Raw genomic sequence first — 17,694 nt, forward strand, 5'->3', positions numbered from 1 at the left:
AAGCGGTAAACAATAAAAAACCCGACCGAAGTCGGGTTTCGCGTATCAGAACGAAGAATTATTCTGCAACGACAACGACGTTTAATGTTGCAAATACTTCGCCGTGTAATTGGAAGCGAACTTCGTGATCGCCGGTAGTACGAAGCGGGCCGGTTGAAAGGCGAACTTCGCTTTTCGCAACTTCAACACCTGCCGCGGTGACTGCTTCGGCAACATCGCGAGTGGTGATAGAACCGAATAAACGACCTTCGTCACCTGCTTTAGAAGCGATGGTGATTGTTGCTAATTCGGCTAATTTCGCTGCGCGAGCTTGAGCTGCGGCTAAAGATTCCGCTGCTTTCGCTTCTAATTCGGCGCGACGCGCTTCAAAGTGTTCGATGTTAGCTTTGGTCGCCATTACCGCTTTACCTTGCGGGATTAAGAAGTTACGGGCATAACCTGATTTAACGCTAACTTGATCACCTACGCTACCTAGGTGAGCGATTTTATCTAAAAGAATTACTTGCATTACCGTATCCTCTCTTGATTACTGATGATTGTCAGTGTACGGAAGTAACGCTAAATAGCGTGCGCGTTTGATTGCACGAGCTAATTGACGTTGATACTTCGCACGAGTACCGGTAATACGGCTTGGAACAATTTTGCCGCTCTCTGTGATGTAGTTCTTTAAAGTAGCGATATCTTTGTAATCGATTTCAACTACGTTTTCCGCTGTGAAACGGCAGAACTTACGACGACGGAAATAACGTGCCATTTGGCTAGTCTCCTAATCTATAAATTCGATTTGCTCGGCGTGCAAAACTAATTGGCTTAAACCGTTTGCGGTTTTATGCGAGGTAATAAATCCCACTACCAATAATTGCCGACCGACCGTAATGCTTTGAGTGATTGCTATTAATTCGCCGCTGACCTGAATCGCCATTTTACACCATGCTTGACGAGGTAATCCTGCTTCCATTTGTTCGGAACGATGTTCCAATGAAAAGCGACAATGGCCGATTCCGCTTGGGCTGGTATATCGTTTAGGAAAATCGGCGACTTGTCCGATTAAAGATAAACGATTATTAATATTCAAATTACTCTTCAGCATCCTCAAAATCGTTGTTTTCAACTTCAGCTAAAGGTTTACGCTCTTCGCGTGCTTTAACCGTTGGGGACGCTTCTGTTACGGCGTGCTTAGTACGAATAATTACGTTACGAAGAACTGCGTCGTTGTAACGGAAAGTTGTCTCTAGCTCGTCGATGACTTCTTGAGGCGCTTCTACATTCATAAGCACATAATGTGCTTTGTGTAATTTATTGATTGGGTATGCTAATTGACGGCGACCCCAATCTTCTAGGCGATGAATTTGACCGCCGGCTTCTTTTACAGAACCGGTGTAACGTTCAATCATACCTGGTACTTGTTCGCTTTGGTCCGGATGAACCATAAACACGATTTCGTAGTGACGCATTACTGCTCCTTACGGGTTAATCAGCCTCCGACTGTAAGACCAGTCACCAATCTTGCGGAAGCAAGGAACGAAAATATGATGTGACTGTAAGGCGTGCGATTATACAGAGAGAAAGCGAAAAAGACAAGTCGAATCGTTTAAAAAGTAGGTGGTTTTTGCAGAAAAATAATTAAATCCGACAGGTGTTTTATTTAATTGTGAGCTGCCGGATTAACGATGCTTTTATTCCTTCCGTTACTTTTGATTATTTTCTTGATGGCTATCTTCTTTCATTTCTTCTTTCATTTTTACTTGAACCTGATTTTCTTTTGTCGGATCGTAATAGATGTACAAAGGACAAGAAGATTCTTCAATAATCGCTTGAAAGTGAAAATTACTATAAGTATCCGCATATTGGCATTTGGAATGATAACGCCCGACTTGTCCGAGATCTTGCGCAAGCATTGCTTGTTCCCATTTGGCATAGTTAAGCGCGCTAAAAAGCAGTGTAAATAAAAGTAAGGTATTTCATTGTTGTTTATCTATAGAGGAGTGGTTTTTATTAATATTACTCATTTAAGACAGTTTATTCAAGAGTAAAAATAAATAAAAATAGCTAAAGATGAGTATCTAGATGGAATAATATTTAATGGCGCAGTTGGCTCCCGAATCTTTTGACAAATTAATCGGTAAACGTATTCAAAAGAAACGCTTGGAATGGGGGTTGTCTGCGGATAAGTTATCGGAATATATCGGCATTTCTCAACAGCAACTTTCACGTTATGAACGCGGAACGAATAAGATTAATGTCAGTCATTTAATCAGCATTGCAGCCTATTTAGAAACGCCGATCGAATGGTTTTTCGAAGATTGCTTATCTACAAAAGCAACAGACAAAGAATTGGATAAATATTGGAATGAGTTAAATCTTATTCAAAAACAAACCTTAGTTTCTTTTCTACAGGCTGTGAAGAATTCTTAAAAAAGAGAATTTCGATTGAATATAACTATACAAAAGCGTCTTATTTTTGTCCTACAGCGCTCTACGGTTATATTCAAATAGCTTTATTTGCGGTGAAAAAAAACGATTTTTCCACCGCACTTTTTCGTGAATTATCTTCGATCACATCCACGCATTATTACGGATAATTCCGACGGCGATGCCTTCGATTTCGAAATCGGCTTGTTGATTTAAATCAACCACAATCGGCGCGAATTCTTCGTTTTCAGCGTGTAAATACACAATCGAGCCTTTGCGTTCCAAGCGTTTTACCGTCACTTCATCTTCAATACGAGCGACCACGACTTGTCCGTTGCGCACATCTTTGGTGCTGTGCACGGCGAGTAAATCGCCGTCTAAAATGCCGATGTCTTTCATTGATTGACCGTACACTTTAAGCAGAAAATCCGCTTGGGGTTTAAACATATTGGCATCGACGCGATATGTGCCTTCGATATGTTGTTCGGCGAGAATCGGCGCACCTGCGGCAACCCGACCGACCAAAGGTAAGCCTTCCGGTTCGTTTTCTTCTTCGTTAGCCAATAAACGAATACCGCGCGAGGCGCCGGAGATAATTTCGATCACACCTTTTCGCGCTAGTGCTTTCAAATGTTCTTCGGCGGCATTGGGCGAACGAAAACCCAGTTCTTTCGAGATCTCCGCCCGCGTCGGCGGCATTCCGGTGGTTTCCAAATGTCGTTTGAGGAGATCATAAACTTCTTGTTGGCGCGCGGTCAGCGCTTTTGTTAATCCCATTTTCTTCTCCTGTTTTTATATACATAATCACTGTTATTATATACAGAAATGCGCCGGTTGCAATCTTTCTTTTGTGATCTATATAAAAGAAATTATCGGATTTTGTGTTAAAATGAGGTAAATTTTTTAAATCGATTAACCAGTTAGTGGAATTTTTATGTCCGGCATTGTTAAGTTATACAGAAAGTTACTTGAATTACCCTTATCTCTTTTGGTGAAAAATAATCCGATTCCGCATAATCCTATTGAAGAATTAGCTTTGAATACGGCGCAGCCTGTGGTGTACGTTCTGCCTTATACTTCTCAGACGGATTTGGTGATTTTTCGTAAGAATTGTTTGAGCGTGGGCTTGCCCGATCCCTTTGAGAATAACGAAATCGACGGCGTATCTTTGCCGCGTTTCGTATTTTTAGACGAAGGTCGTCGTTTTTTCAAAAGTAAAGGCGCGAAGCAGGAAACGATAAAAATTTTCAATAAATATTTAGAATTACACCGCACTTTGACGGAATTGGACGTGCAATTAATTCCGGGATCCGTTTTGTGGGGGCGCTCGCCGGGACACGAAAGTAAATCGGGCTTGCCGAATTTGCGCTTGCTGAACGGTATTCAAAAAACGGCGGCGGCAATTTGGTTCGGGCGCGATACCTTCGTGCGTTTTTCGCAAGCGGTTTCTTTGCGTTATATGGTGAACGAACACGGATTCGATAAAAAAATCGCCAATAAATTGGCACGCGTGGCGAAAATTCACTTTTCCAAACAACGTATTTCTGCCACCGGACCGCGTTTGCCGAATCGACAAGCGATGTTTAATAAATTATTGCAATTACCGACGATTTTAGAAGCCATTGAGGACGAAGCGAAAAACAAAAAAATCAGCAAAGAAAAAGCGGAAAAAGAAGCCTATAAAATTTTGGATGAGATCGCCGCAAATGTGAGTTATGAAGGCTTGCGCGTGGCGGATCGTTTTTTACGTTGGTTATGGAATAAGCTTTATCAAGGTATTGACGTACAAAACGCCGATCGTGTGCGCAAACTGGCGTTAGACGGGCACGAAATCGTCTATGTGCCTTGTCACCGTAGCCATATCGACTATTTATTATTATCTTATGTGTTATATCACCAAGGGTTGGTGACGCCGCACATTGCCGCCGGTATTAACTTGAATTTCTGGCCGGTCGGCGCAATGTTCCGTCGCGGCGGAGCGTTTTTTATTCGCCGCACATTCAAAGGTAATCGCTTATATTCCACCATTTTCCGCGAATATTTGGCGGAATTATTCCATCGCGGTTATTCGGTGGAATACTTTATCGAAGGCGGACGTTCGCGCACCGGACGTTTATTAGCGCCGAAAACCGGAATGATGTCGATGACCTTGCAAGCCTTGCAACAGCGCCAAACTCGACCGATTTCCGTAGTGCCCGTTTATGTGGGCTATGAACACGTTTTGGAAGTTGACACTTACGCGAAAGAATTGCGTGGCGCGGCGAAAGAAAAAGAAAATGCCGGCTTGGTGTTGCGTGTGATTAAAAAATTACGCAATTTGGGTAAAGGTTATGTGAATTTCGGCGAGCCGATTGTGTTAAGCAATTACTTAAATCAACATTTCCCAGAATGGAAGGAAGAAAGCGATGAAGATCGCCCGCAATGGTTTAGCCGCGCGGTGGATAGCGTTTCTAATCAAGTGATGATTAATATTAATAAAGCGGCGGCGGTGAATGCGATGAACTTAACCGGCACGGCGTTATTGTCTTCCCGTCAACGGGCGCTATCCCGCGAGCAATTATTGGAGCAGCTGGCGAGCTATCAACAGTTCTTGCAAAATGTGCCTTATTCCGCGGATATGATTGTTCCGACGGATACGCCGGAAGCGATGTTGGAACACGTGTTGAGCTTAGATCGCGTCGGCGTGTTGGTGGAAAAAGATAATTTCGGTGAAATCGTCCGTTTAGAACGCAATTCCGCCGTGTTGATGACCTATTACCGCAACAATATTCAACATTTCTTGGTATTGCCGTCGTTAGTCGCAAGCGTTGTATTACATTATGAAGCCATTCAAAAAGATTTGGTATTGGATGCCGTAAGCAAAATTTATCCGTTCTTACAAGGCGAATTGTTTTTACATTTCCCGCAAGAAGAATTGGTGGCGAGAGTTGAAAAAATTATCGCCGAATTGTCGCGTCAGGGAATGATTAAATACAACGAAAATCTGTTATCGATTAATAAAGCGCAGGTGCGCACCCTGCAACTCTGGTCTGCCGGCGTGCGTGAAATTTTACAACGTTATTATATTACCGTCAGTATTTTGCAAAAAGAACCGACTATTCCGCGTGCGACCTTGGAAAAAGAAAGTCAATCCGTGGCGCAGCGCTTATCGGTTTTACACGGTATTAACGCACCGGAATTTTTTGATAAAGCCGTATTCTCCGCCTTTATCGCCGGATTGAAAACTAGTGGTTATTTTGATGATGAAGGCGTGGTGGATATGCAAAAATTAGGCAATATCGCCGATATTCTTGAACATATGATTTCCAGCGAAATCGGCTTAACCATCAAAAGTGCGGTGGAAAAAGGCGAAGAATAACGCAGAAAAATAAAATGATTTAAGGAAAAAATGCAATCTAAGGATTGCATTTTTTATTCAATATTACTCAATTCGATTAAATTACCGTCCGGATCGCGCAAGTAAATCGAACGAATATTACCTGTCGCACCGGTGCGCGTAACGATGTCGCTTTCCAGAGGAATATTCTGCCGATTCAGATAGCGCACCGCTTCTTCCAAGGGCGTTTCGATAATAAAACACAAATCGGCGCTGCCGCAAACCGGTAGGCGAGCGTGCGGAGAAATTTCTTCGCTTTTTTGGTGTAAGTTGATTTTTTGTCGTCCGAATAATAAGGCTTTGCGCTGATTACCGAAGGTAATTTCTTGAAAGCCTAACGCGGTATAAAAATCAAGACTGCGTTGAATATCGGCAACGGTTAAGACTAAATGATCCAAGTGAGAAATATCAAGCATTTCGTTTCTCCGAAAAAAATGCGGTGAAAATCACCGCACTTTGACAGGTTATTAACGTTTGAACATTCCGCCCAAACCGCCGAGCGCGCCCATTCCGCCGCCCATCATTCCTTGCATTCCGCGCATCATTTTTGCCATACCGCCTTTGCGCATTTTTTTCATCATTCGTTGCATTTCGTCAAATTGTTTGAGTAATTTATTGACGTCTTGCACTTGCGTGCCGGAACCGAGGGCAATACGACGACGGCGTGAACCTTTGATAATGTCGGGATTAGCGCGTTCTTTCAATGTCATTGAATTAATGATCGCTTCCATTTTTACAAACATTTTATCGTCAACTTGGTTTTTTACGTGATCAGGCAAATTTTTTGCGCCCGGCAATTTTTCCAACATCGACATCATTCCGCCCATTTTTTTCATTTCGATCAGCTGTTCGCGGAAATCTTCCAAGGTGAAATCGTCGCCTTTTTTGAATTTCTTCGCCATTTTTTCCGCTTTTTCTTGATCGACGGAACGTTGCAAATCTTCGATCAAGGAAAGTACGTCACCCATTCCTAAAATGCGTGAAGCGACGCGATCCGGATGGAACGGCTCCAAGGCATCGGTTTTTTCGCCGACCCCTAAGAATTTAATCGGCTTGCCGGTGATTTGGCGAATGGATAACGCCGCACCGCCGCGCGCGTCACCGTCCACTTTTGTTAAAATCACACCGGTAAGCGGTAAAGCTTCGTTGAAGGCTTTTGCCGTGTTAGCGGCATCTTGACCGGTCATCGCGTCAACGGTGAATAGCGTTTCAATCGGGTTTAAAGCGGCGTGAATTTGTTTGATTTCATCCATCATTTCGCCGTCAACGTGCAAACGACCCGCCGTATCCACGATCAACACATCGTAGAATTTCAGTTTGGCATCCGCTAAAGCGGCTTTGACGATTTCGATCGGTTTTTGTTGCGTATCGGAAGGGAAGAAATCGGCGCCGACCGCTTGCGCTAAGGTTTCCAACTGTTTGATCGCCGCCGGGCGGTAAACGTCGGCGGATACGACCAAGACTTTTTTCTTATGGCGTTCCTTTAAGAATTTCGCTAATTTACCGACCGAGGTGGTTTTCCCCGCACCTTGCAAACCCGCCATTAACACGACGGCAGGCGGTTGCGCTGCTAGGTTCAAACTTTCGTTCGCCTGACCCATTGCCGCTTCTAATTCCGCTTGGACGATTTTGAGAAATTCTTGTCCCGGCGTTAAACTTTTGTTCACTTCTTCGCCGATCGCACGTTCTTTGACTTTGTTGATAAATTCGCGAACGACCGGTAACGCCACATCGGCTTCCAATAACGCCATACGCACTTCGCGCAGGGTTTCTTTAATATTTTCTTCGGTTAAACGGCCTTTCCCCGTGATATTGCGTAGGGTTTTGGACAGGCGATCCGATAAATTTTCAAACATTTTTTATCCTAATCTTTTCATTAAAATTTTCCCAATTATACTGAAATTCAGCGGATTTTCATCATTTGAAAGAAATTTATAGCGATTTTGGCACGGCAAAGTTAGAATAAAAACGATTCGTAGCAAGGTGAGGATAAAGGAATGTGGTTTGCGATAAGTTCAATGTTGTTATATTTGCTCAGTATCTTATTGATTGTGCCGATGTTATTAAAAGCGCAAGCGGGCGCACATACGGAAAAACCGAATAAAATTTTATTTTTTTCTACCGCACTTTTAGCCATTATTGCCCATTGTTTCAGTTTATTTCCGCTGTTGACACATCTTTTCGGCGGTGAAAATTTCACCTTAATGCAAATCGGATCCTCGGTCAGCGTGATCGTTGCAGCATTGGCGACGGCGGCAATGTGCTTAAAAGTGAATACCCTGTGGTTTTTGTTGCCGATCGTGTATTGTTTTTCGATTATCACCTTGATTTTACAAACCTGTCTACCCGGTTCCGTGGTACAACATTTAAGCCAAAATACCGGCTTGTTGATTCATATCGCCTTGGCGTTATTCGCTTATGCGGTGTGTTTTATCGCAACCTTATACGCCGTGCAATTAGGCTGGATTGATCATAATTTGAAGCATAAAAAAATGTCTTTTTCACCGATTGTACCGCCGTTAATGACTGTGGAACGGCATTTCTTCCGTTCAATGTTAAGCGGCGAAATTTTACTGACATTAACCTTACTTTCCGGTTCGATTTATCTCGCCGATTTTTTTGCCGCCTCGAATATTCAAAAAGCCGCCTTTTCGTTTTTGGCGTGGATCGTATTCGGTTTGGCGTTAATCGGACATTGGAAACTGCATTGGCGCGGAAAAAAGATGATAATTTATACAATTTCAGGTATGATCTTGCTAACGATTGCTTATTTCGGCAGCCGTGTAATGTTTGATCTTTAATGATATTTTTGAAGTGCGGTGAAAATTCGCAAAAAATCACCGCACTTTTAGTCTTTACCGACAAAAGGATGAGTTTGTTTTGGATAGTATTCCCCTTAGTACCTTATTTATTACCTTAATTATTTTACTTATTGCGTCCGCATATTTTTCCGGTTCGGAAACCGGCTTGCTCTCGGCGAATCGTTATCGGATGCGTTTTTTATCGGAAAAAGGGCATAAAGGCGCGCAAAAAGCCGAAAAATTACTGAAAAAAACCGATATTCTGCTGAGCCTAATTTTAATTTGTAACAACCTCGTGAATATTTCCGCATCCGCCATCGCGACGATTATCGGAATGCGCTTATACGGCGACATCGGCGTGGCGATTGCTACCGGTGTGCTGACTTTCGTAATGCTGATATTTTCGGAAATTTTCCCGAAAACCATCGCAGCGATTTATCCGGAGCGTGTAGCGTTCGTATCCAGTCATTTATTAACGATTTTATTGAAATTGTTCAGTCCGATCGTTTTTGTAATGAATCTGATTATTCGTAGCTTGATGAAAATTGTCGGCGTGAAAAACGAGGTGAAAGGTAATTCGTTAAGCACCGAGGAATTGCGTGCGATTGTGAATCAATCGGGCAAATTTATTCCTTCCGCTCACCAAGAAATGCTGCTGTCGATTTTAGATCTGGAAAAAGTGACCGTGGACGACATTATGGTGCCGCGCAACGACATCGGCGGTATCGATATCGAAGACGATTGGAAATCCATTATGCGTCAGTTAAACCACGCAGCGCACAGTAAAGTCGTGTTATATAAAGAAAGTATGGATGAAAACGTACTGGGCATTTTGCGCGTGCGCGAGGCGTTTCGTTTAATGTTGGATAAAAACGAGTTCACCAAAGAAACCTTGATTCGCGCGGTGGACGAAGCTTATTTTATTCCGGAAGGCACGCCGTTGAATGCGCAGTTGCTGAATTTTCGCAGCCGTAAGGAACGAATCGGTTTGGTGGTGGACGAATACGGCGACATTAAAGGTTTGGTCACGTTGGAAGATATTTTAGAAGAAATCGTCGGTGAATTTACTACCTCTACCGCGCCGTCGATTAATGAAGAAGTCACGCCGCAATCGGACGGCTCGATGATTATCGAAGGTTCGGCGAACATTCGCGATTTAAATAAATTGTTCGATTGGCATTTGGATACGGAAGATGCGCGCACGTTCAACGGATTGATTTTGGAACACTTGGAAGAAATTCCCGACGAAGGCACGGAATGCGAAATCGATGGGTTGAAAATCACCATTTTGGAAGTAGCGGACAATATGGTGAAACAAGCCAAAGTGGAAAAACTCCCGCCGGCAAACGAACAAAATTAATTCAATCATTGAAAATCATATAAAACGACGGTAATAAAATCGTCGTTTTTTTTATTTTTAATGATTCGTTAACGCGTTTTTAGATTCTATTCTTGACATTAAACAATAAATGAGAATAATTAGCATTTGCTATTTAGGCCTCATAATTAATTTTAAGGAAGAATAATGAAAAAGACACACTTTGCACTTTTACCTCTCGCAGCATTCATTGCCTCCGCCGCGCACGCCGATACTCAGGCGTTGGATACCATTGATGTGGTGAGCGATAATTTTTCTCCGCAAGCGGAAAATATTGCGGCGAAAGGCGTAACGAAAGTTCGTCAAGCGACTAAAATGTCGGACGTGATTCGCGGCGTACCGGGCGTGAATGTTAACGGCGCGCGTTCGGCGGTGGAACGTTACAACATTCGTGGCGTTAGCGAAGAATATTTAACCGTTACTGTGGACGGCGCAAGACAAAACGGTTATGCCTTCCACCACGCCGGTAACTACGGTATCGATCCGGAAATTTTAAAACGCGTGGATATTGATGTGGGCTCGAATTCCGTTGTTGCCGGCGCCGGTTCTTTAGGCGGTTCGATTAAATTCGAAACCGTTGATGCAGCGGATTTGTTGGAAGAAGGGCAAAACATCGGGGCGAAATTGAAATATGCATACGGCTCCAACGGTAATTCTCATCAAGGTATGGCGACGCTTTATGGTCGTAGCGGCGATTTGGATTTATTAGGCTATTTCAATTATCGTCATCAAGAGGACGGTAAAGATGGCAACGGCGTGAAAAATGCTAACCGCGGTCATTTACAAAACTATTTGTTTAAAGCCAAATATAATATTAGTCCGGAACAATGGTTAAAAGTTTCCACCGAGCGTTATACCAACACTGCGTTCAGCTGTTTCCGTGCAAATTTCGGTACTTGTTTGGGTGATGTGCCGCAAGAAGGGGAAAAAGGTTATGTCAGCTCGAACCATAGTCGCGCTTATACGGAATTAACCCGAAAAACGCACACATTAAGCTACGGTTTTAATCCGCAAGATAACAAATGGGTGAATGTGAAATTTAACGCCTATAATACGGAAACCGAAATGGCGTCAATGGGTAGCCCGCAAACCAAAGTGGAAACCAACGGTGCGACTTTATTAAACACTTCGGAATTTGATTTGGGCGTAACCGGACACCGCGTGTTATTCGGCGGCGAGTTATATCAAACTAAATCCAAAGCCTTAAATGACACGGAAAAAACCTACGAAACCAAAGTCACCAGCACTTCCGTTTATTTAGAAGATCAAATTGCTTTGGGTGATTTCTTAATTACGCCGGGTGTTCGTTATGATCACCATAAAGCGGATTTGGATCCGAGCTTTAACAGAACTTATCAACGCTTTTCCAAAGCGCTCGGTTTGAAATATGCCTTAACGGATGAAATCGTCTTGTTCGCCAATTATACGGAATTGTTCAAAGGGCCGGATGCCGGTGAAATTATGTTAAGAGGTTCTCGCAACTATTCCGCTAACTTAGAAGCGATTCGCGGCGATAATAAAGAAGTTGGTTTCAACTTTGTGAAGGATCGTTTATTGTCCGACAATGACGGTTTATCCTTCACGGCGAAATATTTCCATACCGATTATGACAATTTAAACAAAAATACCACCGCACCTAAACCGCTAAGCGGTAGCTTATACACCAGTGTCGGCGCGGTAAAATTGAAAGGGGTGGAAGCGTCGGCGAAATATCGTTATGACAACACGCAACTTTCCGTCAGCTATGCGCGTGCACGCAGCGAACAAAAATCCGATCATTTAGCAGCGTTCCCGGATACCGGCGACCGTTATACTTTCGGCATCAGCCAATATATTCCGGCGGCGCACGTGGAATTAGGTTGGAACACAATGTTTGTGAGAAACCTGTATATGCCGACTCTTGTAGGTTCACGTGGTGCACAAAAAGCGGGCAAATTGCGTAAAGACGGCTATGCGGTCAGCAATCTTTATGTCAGCTGGTCACCGGAACAAGTGAAAGGTTTAGAATTAACGGCGGGTATTGATAATATCTTTAACAGAGCCTATAAAGATCAAAGTACCCAATATTACGGCTCCGTCGATTTGGATCCGGGTCGCAACTATAAATTATCCGTTGCCTATAAATTCTAATTTTCCTCAAAAGTGCGGTGATTTTCATCGCACTTTTTGTCAATACGTTTTGACCCTGCCTCGTGATTTTGCTAGAATTTCAATCTAATTGAAATTAATTCTCAATTACAAAATTCTAATTAATTTAAGGGTATGTTAATGTCGCAGCTATTTGATTTTTTACAACAGTACGTTGATTATATTATTCTCGGTTTGCTCGGTTTGATGAGCTTTTTGATGTTATGGTTCGTTATCGAACGCTTTATTTTCTTAAGCCGCGTCAAAGTGGCGCAATATACCAATATTCACGAATTGGATATCGATTTAAACCGCAATTTAACCGTCATTTCCACCATCGGCTCCAATGCGCCTTATGTGGGTTTGCTTGGTACGGTAATCGGGATTTTATTAACGTTTTATGAATTAGGGCATTCCGGCGGCGACATTGACGCCGCGGCGATTATGCTGAATTTATCTCTTGCCTTAAAAGCTACGGCGGTGGGGATTTTAGTGGCGATTCCTTCGATGGTGTTTTATAACGGCTTGGTGCGTAAAGTGGAAGTCAATCGCTTAAAATGGAAAGCCTTAAACGGACAAAAAAACGTAGGGGCATAAGGTGAAAAAATTCGACGAAATCAACATTATTCCGTTTATCGACATAATGCTGGTCTTATTGGCGATTGTGTTGATTACGGCCTCTTTTATTTCGCAAGGTAAAATTCAAGTAAATGTGCCGAAAGCAAGCAGCACGGTGGCGTTTAAGTCGGACGATTTGGCTAAATTATTGACCGTGACGGAACAGGGCGAGATTTATTTTAACGATAAACCGATTTCCATTGATGCGTTGGAACAAGAAATTTCTACTTGGAATAAAGATCAAAAAGTGACGCTAAAAGTGGATGCTAAGTCCACTTTCCAAGATTTTGTCACCTTAACCGATTTAATGGCGAAAAATCAGATTAAAAACGTCGCGATCGTCACAATGAAAGAAAAAGGCAAATAAATGGCGAATAAGCATCGTTCTTGGTTAGGTTTCTGGTTGTCTTTGCTGTTTCATTCCGCAGTGATCGGCGCGTTGTTTTATACGGTAAAAAGCGACAGTGCCAGTGCGTATCAGGCGCAAGTGACGGATACCAATATTTCAATGGAAATGATTATGGGAATGGTGGAAGAAACGCCGCCCGAACCGGAACAAGTAAGCGAGCCGGAGCCCGTAGTACAAGAAACCTTGCCGGATCCGACGGTGAAACCGCTACCGGAAAAACCGAAAGAGCCGGAGAAGAAAAAAGAGAAACCGAAAGAAAAGCCGAAGCTGCAAGAAAAACCGAAGGATAAACCGAAAGAGAAACCTAAAAAGCCGGTTGATTCGGCAATGCCGAAAGGCGAGCGCACGATTAAATCGGAACACAAGGTCAATTCGGCGGCAAGCGCGCCGGCAAAAGCGACCACGGATAATCAGAATCTCGCCGGAAGCGGCGCGAGTGCGGACGAGTTAAACGCCTATCGCTCGGCATTACGGCGTGAAATCGAACGGCATAAACGTTATCCGCAACGGGCGAAAATGATGCGCAAACAAGGCGTGGTGAATGTGAACTTTACGTTGGGTGCCGACGGCGGTTTAACGAATGTTCGCGTAGGTCAATCTTCCGGTGCGGAAGACTTGGATACGGCGGCGGTTGCAGCGGTGCAAAACGCACGTTCTATCGGCCCGCGCCCGAAAGGAATGGATGCAAATATTTCCGTGCCGATTAGTTTTAAATTGCAGTAAATAAAAAAGTGCGGTCGATCATTAAATTTTTTAGAATCGACCGCACTTTTTGTTGAACGGAATTATTTCTTGCCTTTATAAATCGCAACCGCTTCGGGCATTAAACGCAATAAATTGGCTTGGCGATCTTTATCGCTCGGGTGGGTGGAAGACAGAGCGGCTAACACGCTGTCGGAACCGGAGGATGCCGCTTGCATTTTGTCCCATAATTTCGGTGCGGCTTCCGGATTGTAGCCCGAACGCGCCATTAATAACAAACCGACTTCATCGGCTTCTGTTTCGGCGCTGCGCGAATAAGGTTTATCCAACGCCCAATCTTTGGTTAATCCCACCACAACGGCACTGCCGTCGGAGCCGATTTGGGTCGCGAGCGCAACGTGCGCCACTTGTGCCAACACATTGGTAAATTGCCCCATATTGGCTTTTTTCTTGCCGTGTTCTTTCAGCGCGTGCGCCATTTCGTGGCCCATTACCGTGGCAATTTCATCATCGGTTAATTTCAAATTATCCACCAAGCCGGTATAAAACGCCATTTTCCCGCCGGGCATCGCCCACGCATTTAATTCTTTTGATTTGATCACGGTTAATTGCCAATTAAACACTTGTCCCGTATGGTTTTCTTTGTCTGCATAAGGACGCATTTGGTTGAAAATTTTATGCACGCGTTTTGCCGTGGTGGAAGTGGTATCCACCGCGCCTTGGGTTTTCGCTTCATTCACGGTCTCGACATAGTTCGCGGCGGCTTGTTGATTAATATCGGCGGAACTGGCACAAGCGTTGACGAACAAAACAAGCAACGAGATCGATAAGGTTTTTTTCATTGAAAATAGCATTCGGATTTCCTTAAGTCGTAATTCGGATAAAAAAATACCGCTCCGCAAGGCGGAACGGTATCGATAAAAAATTATTTTTTCGCGCGTTCGAAGGAATCTAAAATTTCTTTGCGCGCTTCGTTAACATCGCCCCAGCCTTCGACTTTCACCCATTTGCCGGCTTCAAGCGCTTTATAGCTTTCGAAGAAGTGTTGAATTTGCGCTTTTAACAATGTCGGTAAATCGCCTACATCTTTAATGTGATCGTATTCTTTGCTTAATTTCGTATGCGGAACGGCAACCACTTTTGCATCGCCGCCGGCTTCGTCGGTCATTTTTAACACACCGACCGGACGACAACGAATTACCGAACCCGGTTGAAGCGGATAAGGTGTTGGAACTAAAACGTCAACCGGATCGCCGTCGGAAGAAAGGGTGTTGTTGACATAACCGTAGTTTGCCGGATAGAACATTGCGGTTGCCATAAAACGGTCAACGAATAATGTGCCGGTTTCTTTATCGACTTCATATTTGATCGGATCGGAGTTTGCCGGAATTTCAATAACGACATAAATATCATCAGGCAATTCTTTACCTGCTGGTACGCTTTCTAAGCCCATTTGCTGTTCCTTCTTAAAAGTTAATTGTGAATAAAACGAGTTAATTATAGCTTTAATTAAGGGAAGTTGTCGAGGTGCGCCGCACGGTGAAGGGAAAAAAGTCCTCGACCTCCGAAATTGTGTAAAAACGACATTGTAATTTTAATTTGTACTATTATAATAGTTCAAAATTATATTCTCTTAAACGGAAAAAACTATGTCAAATAAGAAAACTCCTTCGTTATTCGGCGGCGCGATGATTATCGCGGGCGGCACAATCGGTGCCGGAATGTTGGCAAATCCGACCTCTATGGCAGGCGTGTGGTTTGTGGGATCTTTATTAATCCTTGTTTATACGTGGTTTTGTATGACGACTTCAGGCTTAATGTTGCTTGAAGCAAATTTGCATTACCCGACCGGCGCGGGATTCGACACCATTGTGAAAGATTTGCTTGGTAAAGGTTGGAATGTCTTCAACGGTTTATCCTTAGCTTTCGTGCTTTATATTTTAACCTATGCCTACATTACCTCCGGCGGCGGTATTACCGAAGGCTTTTTAAATCAGCTGCTCAGTTCGGAACAAAGTGCGGTGGAAATCGGCCGCACTTTCGGCTCGTTAATTTTCTGTGTTATTTTGGCGGCGTTCGTTTGGCTTTCCACCAAAGCGGTGGATCGCTTTAGCGTGGTGTTAATGGCGGGAATGGTGATTTCTTTCTTCCTATCGGTCAGCGGATTGCTTTCTTCGGCGAAAACCGAGGTGTTGTTTGATACGCTCGCCCAAGGCGAACAACAATATTTACCTTATGCTTTGGTGGCGTTGCCGGTTTGTTTGGTGTCCTTCGGTTTCCATCAAAACGTACCGAGTTTGGTGAAATATTATGATCGCGACAGCCGACCGGTGGTGAAAGCGATCTTTATTGGCACCGGCATTGCCTTGGTCATTTATGTATTATGGCAGTTGGCGATTCAAGGTAATTTGCCGCGCGCGGAATTTGCACCGGTGATCGAAAAAGGTGGCGACATCGCCGTGTTGCTGGATGCCTTGGGACGCTATTTGCAAACGGATTACATCGCATTGATTTTACGTTTCTTCGCCTATATGGCGATTGCCAGCTCCTTCCTCGGCGTGACTTTGGGCTTGTTCGATTACATCGCCGATTTATTTAAATTTGATGATAGCGTAGCGGGCAGAACCAAAACCACCTTAGTCACCTTCTTACCGCCGTTGTTATTAAGCTTGCAATTCCCTTATGGCTTCGTAATCGCTATCGGCTACGCCGGCTTAGCGGCAACCGTTTGGGCGGTGATCGTGCCGGCGTTATTGGCGAAAGCCAGCCGTCGTAAATTCGCCCAATCCGGCTATACCGCTTACGGCGGCAACGCGATGATTTACTTTGTATTGCTATTCGGTATTTTGAATATTTTCGCCCAAATCGCAATGCAATTCGGTTGGTTGCCGGTGTTTACAGGTTAATGATGAAACAAAGCGTGTATGATACGGCGGAATTTTTTTCGCTGTATCAAAAATTGCGGGAAAATCCGCTCAGCCTGAATGAATGCGTAGAAAAACCGACAATGTTGTCGCTATTGCCGGATGTAAACGGAAAACGAATATTGGATTTAGGCTGCGGTTGCGGCGAACATTTGGCGTTATATTTGCAGCGAGGTGCTGCGTCTGTCGTCGGTGTGGATTTGTCGGAAAAAATGTTGCAACAAGCGCAGCAAAATCTTGCGGATTTTTCACCACACTTTGCTTTGCACCGTTTATCAATGGAACGACTTGAATCGCTGCCCGAAACGAATTTTGACTTGATCACCAGTTCTTTTGCGTTTCATTATATTGAAGATTTCGATGCATTATTGCAGCAAATCGCAGCAAAATTAACGCCGAACGGCTATTTGATCTTTTCCCAAGAACATCCGATTGTGACCTGTTATCGCGAAGGCGATCGTTGGGAGAAAAATGCACAGAAAGAACAAGTCGCCTATCGATTGAATTATTATCGCGAAGAAGGCGAGCGCGATCGAAATTGGTTTAAACAGCCGTTTAAAACCTATCATCGCACCTTATCGACTGTCGTGAATCTGTTGATTAAAAACGGCTTTCAAATCGAAGAAATGGCGGAACCGATGCTTACGCAGCAGTCGCAATGGCACGCGGAATTTAAAGATTTACGTCACCGTCCGGTGCTGTTGTTTATCAAAGCGAAAAAAATCTAAAAAAAGACTTGCCGAGCAAACGATTTCCTAGTAGATTAAAAACCAACTTAATTTTGGAATAAATCAAATGAATTTTAACCGCACTTCTCATCATCACCACCATTTCCCTGATTGATCTTTCAGGCGTTTTGTGGTGCTTGGAAGATAACCTTCCGAGTAAGTGCAGTAAGCAAATAGGAAAACCTCTCGGAAGATAACTTTCGAGAGGTTTTTTTATCA

General features: G+C 43.7%; 20 protein-coding genes and 1 other annotated feature. Of the genes, 10 read left to right on the forward strand and 10 right to left on the reverse strand.

Translation table 11 applies throughout. The features are described from left to right. Positions 1 to 58 precede the first annotated feature (58 nt). The 5 genes from rplI to CVP04_RS05605 all read right to left on the reverse strand — a co-directional run bounded on the left by rplI (position 59) and on the right by CVP04_RS05605 (position 1,898). On the reverse strand, positions 59 to 508 hold the full coding sequence (gene rplI, locus CVP04_RS05585; protein ID WP_100296533.1) for a 50S ribosomal protein L9: 450 nt from the start codon (positions 506 to 508) through the stop codon (positions 59 to 61). 18 nt (positions 509 to 526) lie between these two features. After that, positions 527 to 754, reverse strand: a complete 228-nt coding sequence (gene rpsR, locus CVP04_RS05590; RefSeq protein ID WP_005759927.1) for a 30S ribosomal protein S18 — start codon at positions 752 to 754, stop codon at positions 527 to 529. Positions 755 to 766: 12 nt separating this feature from the next. Then, positions 767 to 1,090: a primosomal replication protein N gene (priB, locus tag CVP04_RS05595; RefSeq protein ID WP_100296534.1), complete on the reverse strand. Its 324-nt coding sequence runs from the start codon at positions 1,088 to 1,090 to the stop codon at positions 767 to 769. Further along, positions 1,077 to 1,454, reverse strand: coding sequence for a 30S ribosomal protein S6 (gene rpsF / locus CVP04_RS05600; protein ID WP_100296535.1), 378 nt, complete (start codon positions 1,452 to 1,454; stop codon positions 1,077 to 1,079). The genes priB and rpsF overlap by 14 nt, the downstream gene beginning before the upstream one ends. 234 nt (positions 1,455 to 1,688) lie before the next feature. Continuing rightward, entirely contained in the window at positions 1,689 to 1,898 is a 210-nt protein-coding gene (locus CVP04_RS05605; RefSeq protein WP_100296536.1) for a hypothetical protein, read from the reverse strand. Between the two features lie 184 nt (positions 1,899 to 2,082). Between CVP04_RS05605 and CVP04_RS05610 the strand changes: the two genes are divergently transcribed. Then, a complete protein-coding gene (locus CVP04_RS05610) occupies positions 2,083 to 2,415 on the forward strand; it encodes a helix-turn-helix domain-containing protein (protein ID WP_100296537.1) in 333 nt (110 codons plus the stop codon). A gap of 141 nt (positions 2,416 to 2,556) precedes the next feature. Here the strand turns inward: CVP04_RS05610 and lexA are convergent, their stop codons facing one another. Then, a complete protein-coding gene (gene lexA / locus CVP04_RS05615; protein WP_100296538.1) occupies positions 2,557 to 3,189 on the reverse strand; it encodes a transcriptional repressor LexA in 633 nt (210 codons plus the stop codon). A gap of 157 nt (positions 3,190 to 3,346) precedes the next feature. Here lexA and plsB point away from each other — a divergent pair, with 157 nt between their 5' ends. Further along, the gene (gene plsB / locus CVP04_RS05620) at positions 3,347 to 5,770 is read left to right on the forward strand and encodes a glycerol-3-phosphate 1-O-acyltransferase PlsB (protein WP_100296539.1); all 2,424 of its coding nucleotides are present in this window, start codon (positions 3,347 to 3,349) and stop codon (positions 5,768 to 5,770) included. A gap of 53 nt (positions 5,771 to 5,823) precedes the next feature. Here plsB and CVP04_RS05625 read toward each other — a convergent pair whose 3' ends face one another. Together CVP04_RS05625 and ffh are read right to left on the reverse strand one after the other, a co-directional pair. Then, a complete protein-coding gene (locus CVP04_RS05625) occupies positions 5,824 to 6,204 on the reverse strand; it encodes a VOC family protein (protein WP_100296540.1) in 381 nt (126 codons plus the stop codon). A gap of 51 nt (positions 6,205 to 6,255) precedes the next feature. Beyond that, positions 6,256 to 7,644, reverse strand: a complete 1,389-nt coding sequence (gene ffh / locus CVP04_RS05630; RefSeq protein WP_100296541.1) for a signal recognition particle protein — start codon at positions 7,642 to 7,644, stop codon at positions 6,256 to 6,258. A gap of 141 nt (positions 7,645 to 7,785) precedes the next feature. On the opposite strand from ffh, the gene CVP04_RS05635 reads away from it, so the two are divergent. From CVP04_RS05635 to CVP04_RS05660, 6 genes are all read left to right on the forward strand, one after another. Beyond that, complete coding sequence (locus CVP04_RS05635) at positions 7,786 to 8,589, forward strand: cytochrome C assembly family protein (protein ID WP_100296542.1); 804 nt, start codon at positions 7,786 to 7,788, stop codon at positions 8,587 to 8,589. Positions 8,590 to 8,668: 79 nt separating this feature from the next. Further along, a complete protein-coding gene (locus CVP04_RS05640; protein WP_100296543.1) occupies positions 8,669 to 9,949 on the forward strand; it encodes an HlyC/CorC family transporter in 1,281 nt (426 codons plus the stop codon). Between the two features lie 165 nt (positions 9,950 to 10,114). Next, positions 10,115 to 12,097 carry a TonB-dependent receptor domain-containing protein gene (locus CVP04_RS05645; protein ID WP_100296544.1) on the forward strand — a complete coding sequence of 661 codons (1,983 nt, stop codon included), beginning with the start codon at positions 10,115 to 10,117 and terminating at the stop codon, positions 12,095 to 12,097. Positions 12,098 to 12,235: 138 nt separating this feature from the next. Beyond that, a complete protein-coding gene (gene exbB, locus CVP04_RS05650; RefSeq protein WP_100296545.1) occupies positions 12,236 to 12,691 on the forward strand; it encodes a TonB-system energizer ExbB in 456 nt (151 codons plus the stop codon). Position 12,692: 1 nt separating this feature from the next. After that, on the forward strand, positions 12,693 to 13,079 hold the full coding sequence (gene exbD / locus CVP04_RS05655; protein WP_100296546.1) for a TonB system transport protein ExbD: 387 nt from the start codon (positions 12,693 to 12,695) through the stop codon (positions 13,077 to 13,079). Next, on the forward strand, positions 13,080 to 13,844 hold the full coding sequence (locus CVP04_RS05660; protein WP_100296547.1) for a TonB family protein: 765 nt from the start codon (positions 13,080 to 13,082) through the stop codon (positions 13,842 to 13,844). Positions 13,845 to 13,906: 62 nt separating this feature from the next. Here CVP04_RS05660 and CVP04_RS05665 read toward each other — a convergent pair whose 3' ends face one another. Further along, the gene (locus tag CVP04_RS05665) at positions 13,907 to 14,677 is read right to left on the reverse strand and encodes a M48 family metallopeptidase (RefSeq protein WP_100296548.1); all 771 of its coding nucleotides are present in this window, start codon (positions 14,675 to 14,677) and stop codon (positions 13,907 to 13,909) included. Between the two features lie 71 nt (positions 14,678 to 14,748). After that, positions 14,749 to 15,276, reverse strand: a complete 528-nt coding sequence (gene ppa / locus CVP04_RS05670; protein WP_100296549.1) for an inorganic diphosphatase — start codon at positions 15,274 to 15,276, stop codon at positions 14,749 to 14,751. Positions 15,277 to 15,472: 196 nt separating this feature from the next. On the opposite strand from ppa, the gene CVP04_RS05675 reads away from it, so the two are divergent. Together CVP04_RS05675 and CVP04_RS05680 are read left to right on the forward strand one after the other, a co-directional pair. Then, a complete protein-coding gene (locus CVP04_RS05675; RefSeq protein WP_100296550.1) occupies positions 15,473 to 16,729 on the forward strand; it encodes an aromatic amino acid transporter in 1,257 nt (418 codons plus the stop codon). Beyond that, on the forward strand, positions 16,729 to 17,475 hold the full coding sequence (locus tag CVP04_RS05680; RefSeq protein WP_100296551.1) for a class I SAM-dependent methyltransferase: 747 nt from the start codon (positions 16,729 to 16,731) through the stop codon (positions 17,473 to 17,475). Before CVP04_RS05675 ends, CVP04_RS05680 begins: the two co-directional genes overlap by 1 nt. 90 nt (positions 17,476 to 17,565) lie before the next feature. Then, positions 17,566 to 17,691 (forward strand) — a sequence feature (His leader region). Positions 17,692 to 17,694: the final 3 nt, after the last annotated feature.

It is taken from the genome of Caviibacterium pharyngocola, from assembly GCF_002795405.1.
Classification (GTDB): Bacteria; Pseudomonadota; Gammaproteobacteria; order Enterobacterales; family Pasteurellaceae; genus Caviibacterium; species Caviibacterium pharyngocola.

Bases quoted from the DNA above. Each gene is read 5' to 3' on its own strand.
- lexA (WP_100296538.1), bottom strand. From the start codon at position 3,189: ATGGGATTAACAAAAGCGCTGACCGCGCGCCAACAAGAAGTTTATGAT.
- exbB (WP_100296545.1), top strand. From the start codon at position 12,236: ATGTCGCAGCTATTTGATTTTTTACAACAGTACGTTGATTATATTATT.
- priB (WP_100296534.1), bottom strand. From the start codon at position 1,090: ATGCTGAAGAGTAATTTGAATATTAATAATCGTTTATCTTTAATCGGA.
- CVP04_RS05645 (WP_100296544.1), top strand. From the start codon at position 10,115: ATGAAAAAGACACACTTTGCACTTTTACCTCTCGCAGCATTCATTGCC.
- CVP04_RS05610 (WP_100296537.1), top strand. From the start codon at position 2,083: ATGGCGCAGTTGGCTCCCGAATCTTTTGACAAATTAATCGGTAAACGT.
- ffh (WP_100296541.1), bottom strand. From the start codon at position 7,644: ATGTTTGAAAATTTATCGGATCGCCTGTCCAAAACCCTACGCAATATC.
- rpsR (WP_005759927.1), bottom strand. From the start codon at position 754: ATGGCACGTTATTTCCGTCGTCGTAAGTTCTGCCGTTTCACAGCGGAA.
- rpsF (WP_100296535.1), bottom strand. From the start codon at position 1,454: ATGCGTCACTACGAAATCGTGTTTATGGTTCATCCGGACCAAAGCGAA.
- rplI (WP_100296533.1), bottom strand. From the start codon at position 508: ATGCAAGTAATTCTTTTAGATAAAATCGCTCACCTAGGTAGCGTAGGT.
- ppa (WP_100296549.1), bottom strand. From the start codon at position 15,276: ATGGGCTTAGAAAGCGTACCAGCAGGTAAAGAATTGCCTGATGATATT.
- CVP04_RS05625 (WP_100296540.1), bottom strand. From the start codon at position 6,204: ATGCTTGATATTTCTCACTTGGATCATTTAGTCTTAACCGTTGCCGAT.
- CVP04_RS05635 (WP_100296542.1), top strand. From the start codon at position 7,786: ATGTGGTTTGCGATAAGTTCAATGTTGTTATATTTGCTCAGTATCTTA.
- CVP04_RS05680 (WP_100296551.1), top strand. From the start codon at position 16,729: ATGATGAAACAAAGCGTGTATGATACGGCGGAATTTTTTTCGCTGTAT.
- CVP04_RS05605 (WP_100296536.1), bottom strand. From the start codon at position 1,898: ATGCTTGCGCAAGATCTCGGACAAGTCGGGCGTTATCATTCCAAATGC.
- CVP04_RS05665 (WP_100296548.1), bottom strand. From the start codon at position 14,677: ATGCTATTTTCAATGAAAAAAACCTTATCGATCTCGTTGCTTGTTTTG.
- CVP04_RS05675 (WP_100296550.1), top strand. From the start codon at position 15,473: ATGTCAAATAAGAAAACTCCTTCGTTATTCGGCGGCGCGATGATTATC.
- CVP04_RS05660 (WP_100296547.1), top strand. From the start codon at position 13,080: ATGGCGAATAAGCATCGTTCTTGGTTAGGTTTCTGGTTGTCTTTGCTG.
- plsB (WP_100296539.1), top strand. From the start codon at position 3,347: ATGTCCGGCATTGTTAAGTTATACAGAAAGTTACTTGAATTACCCTTA.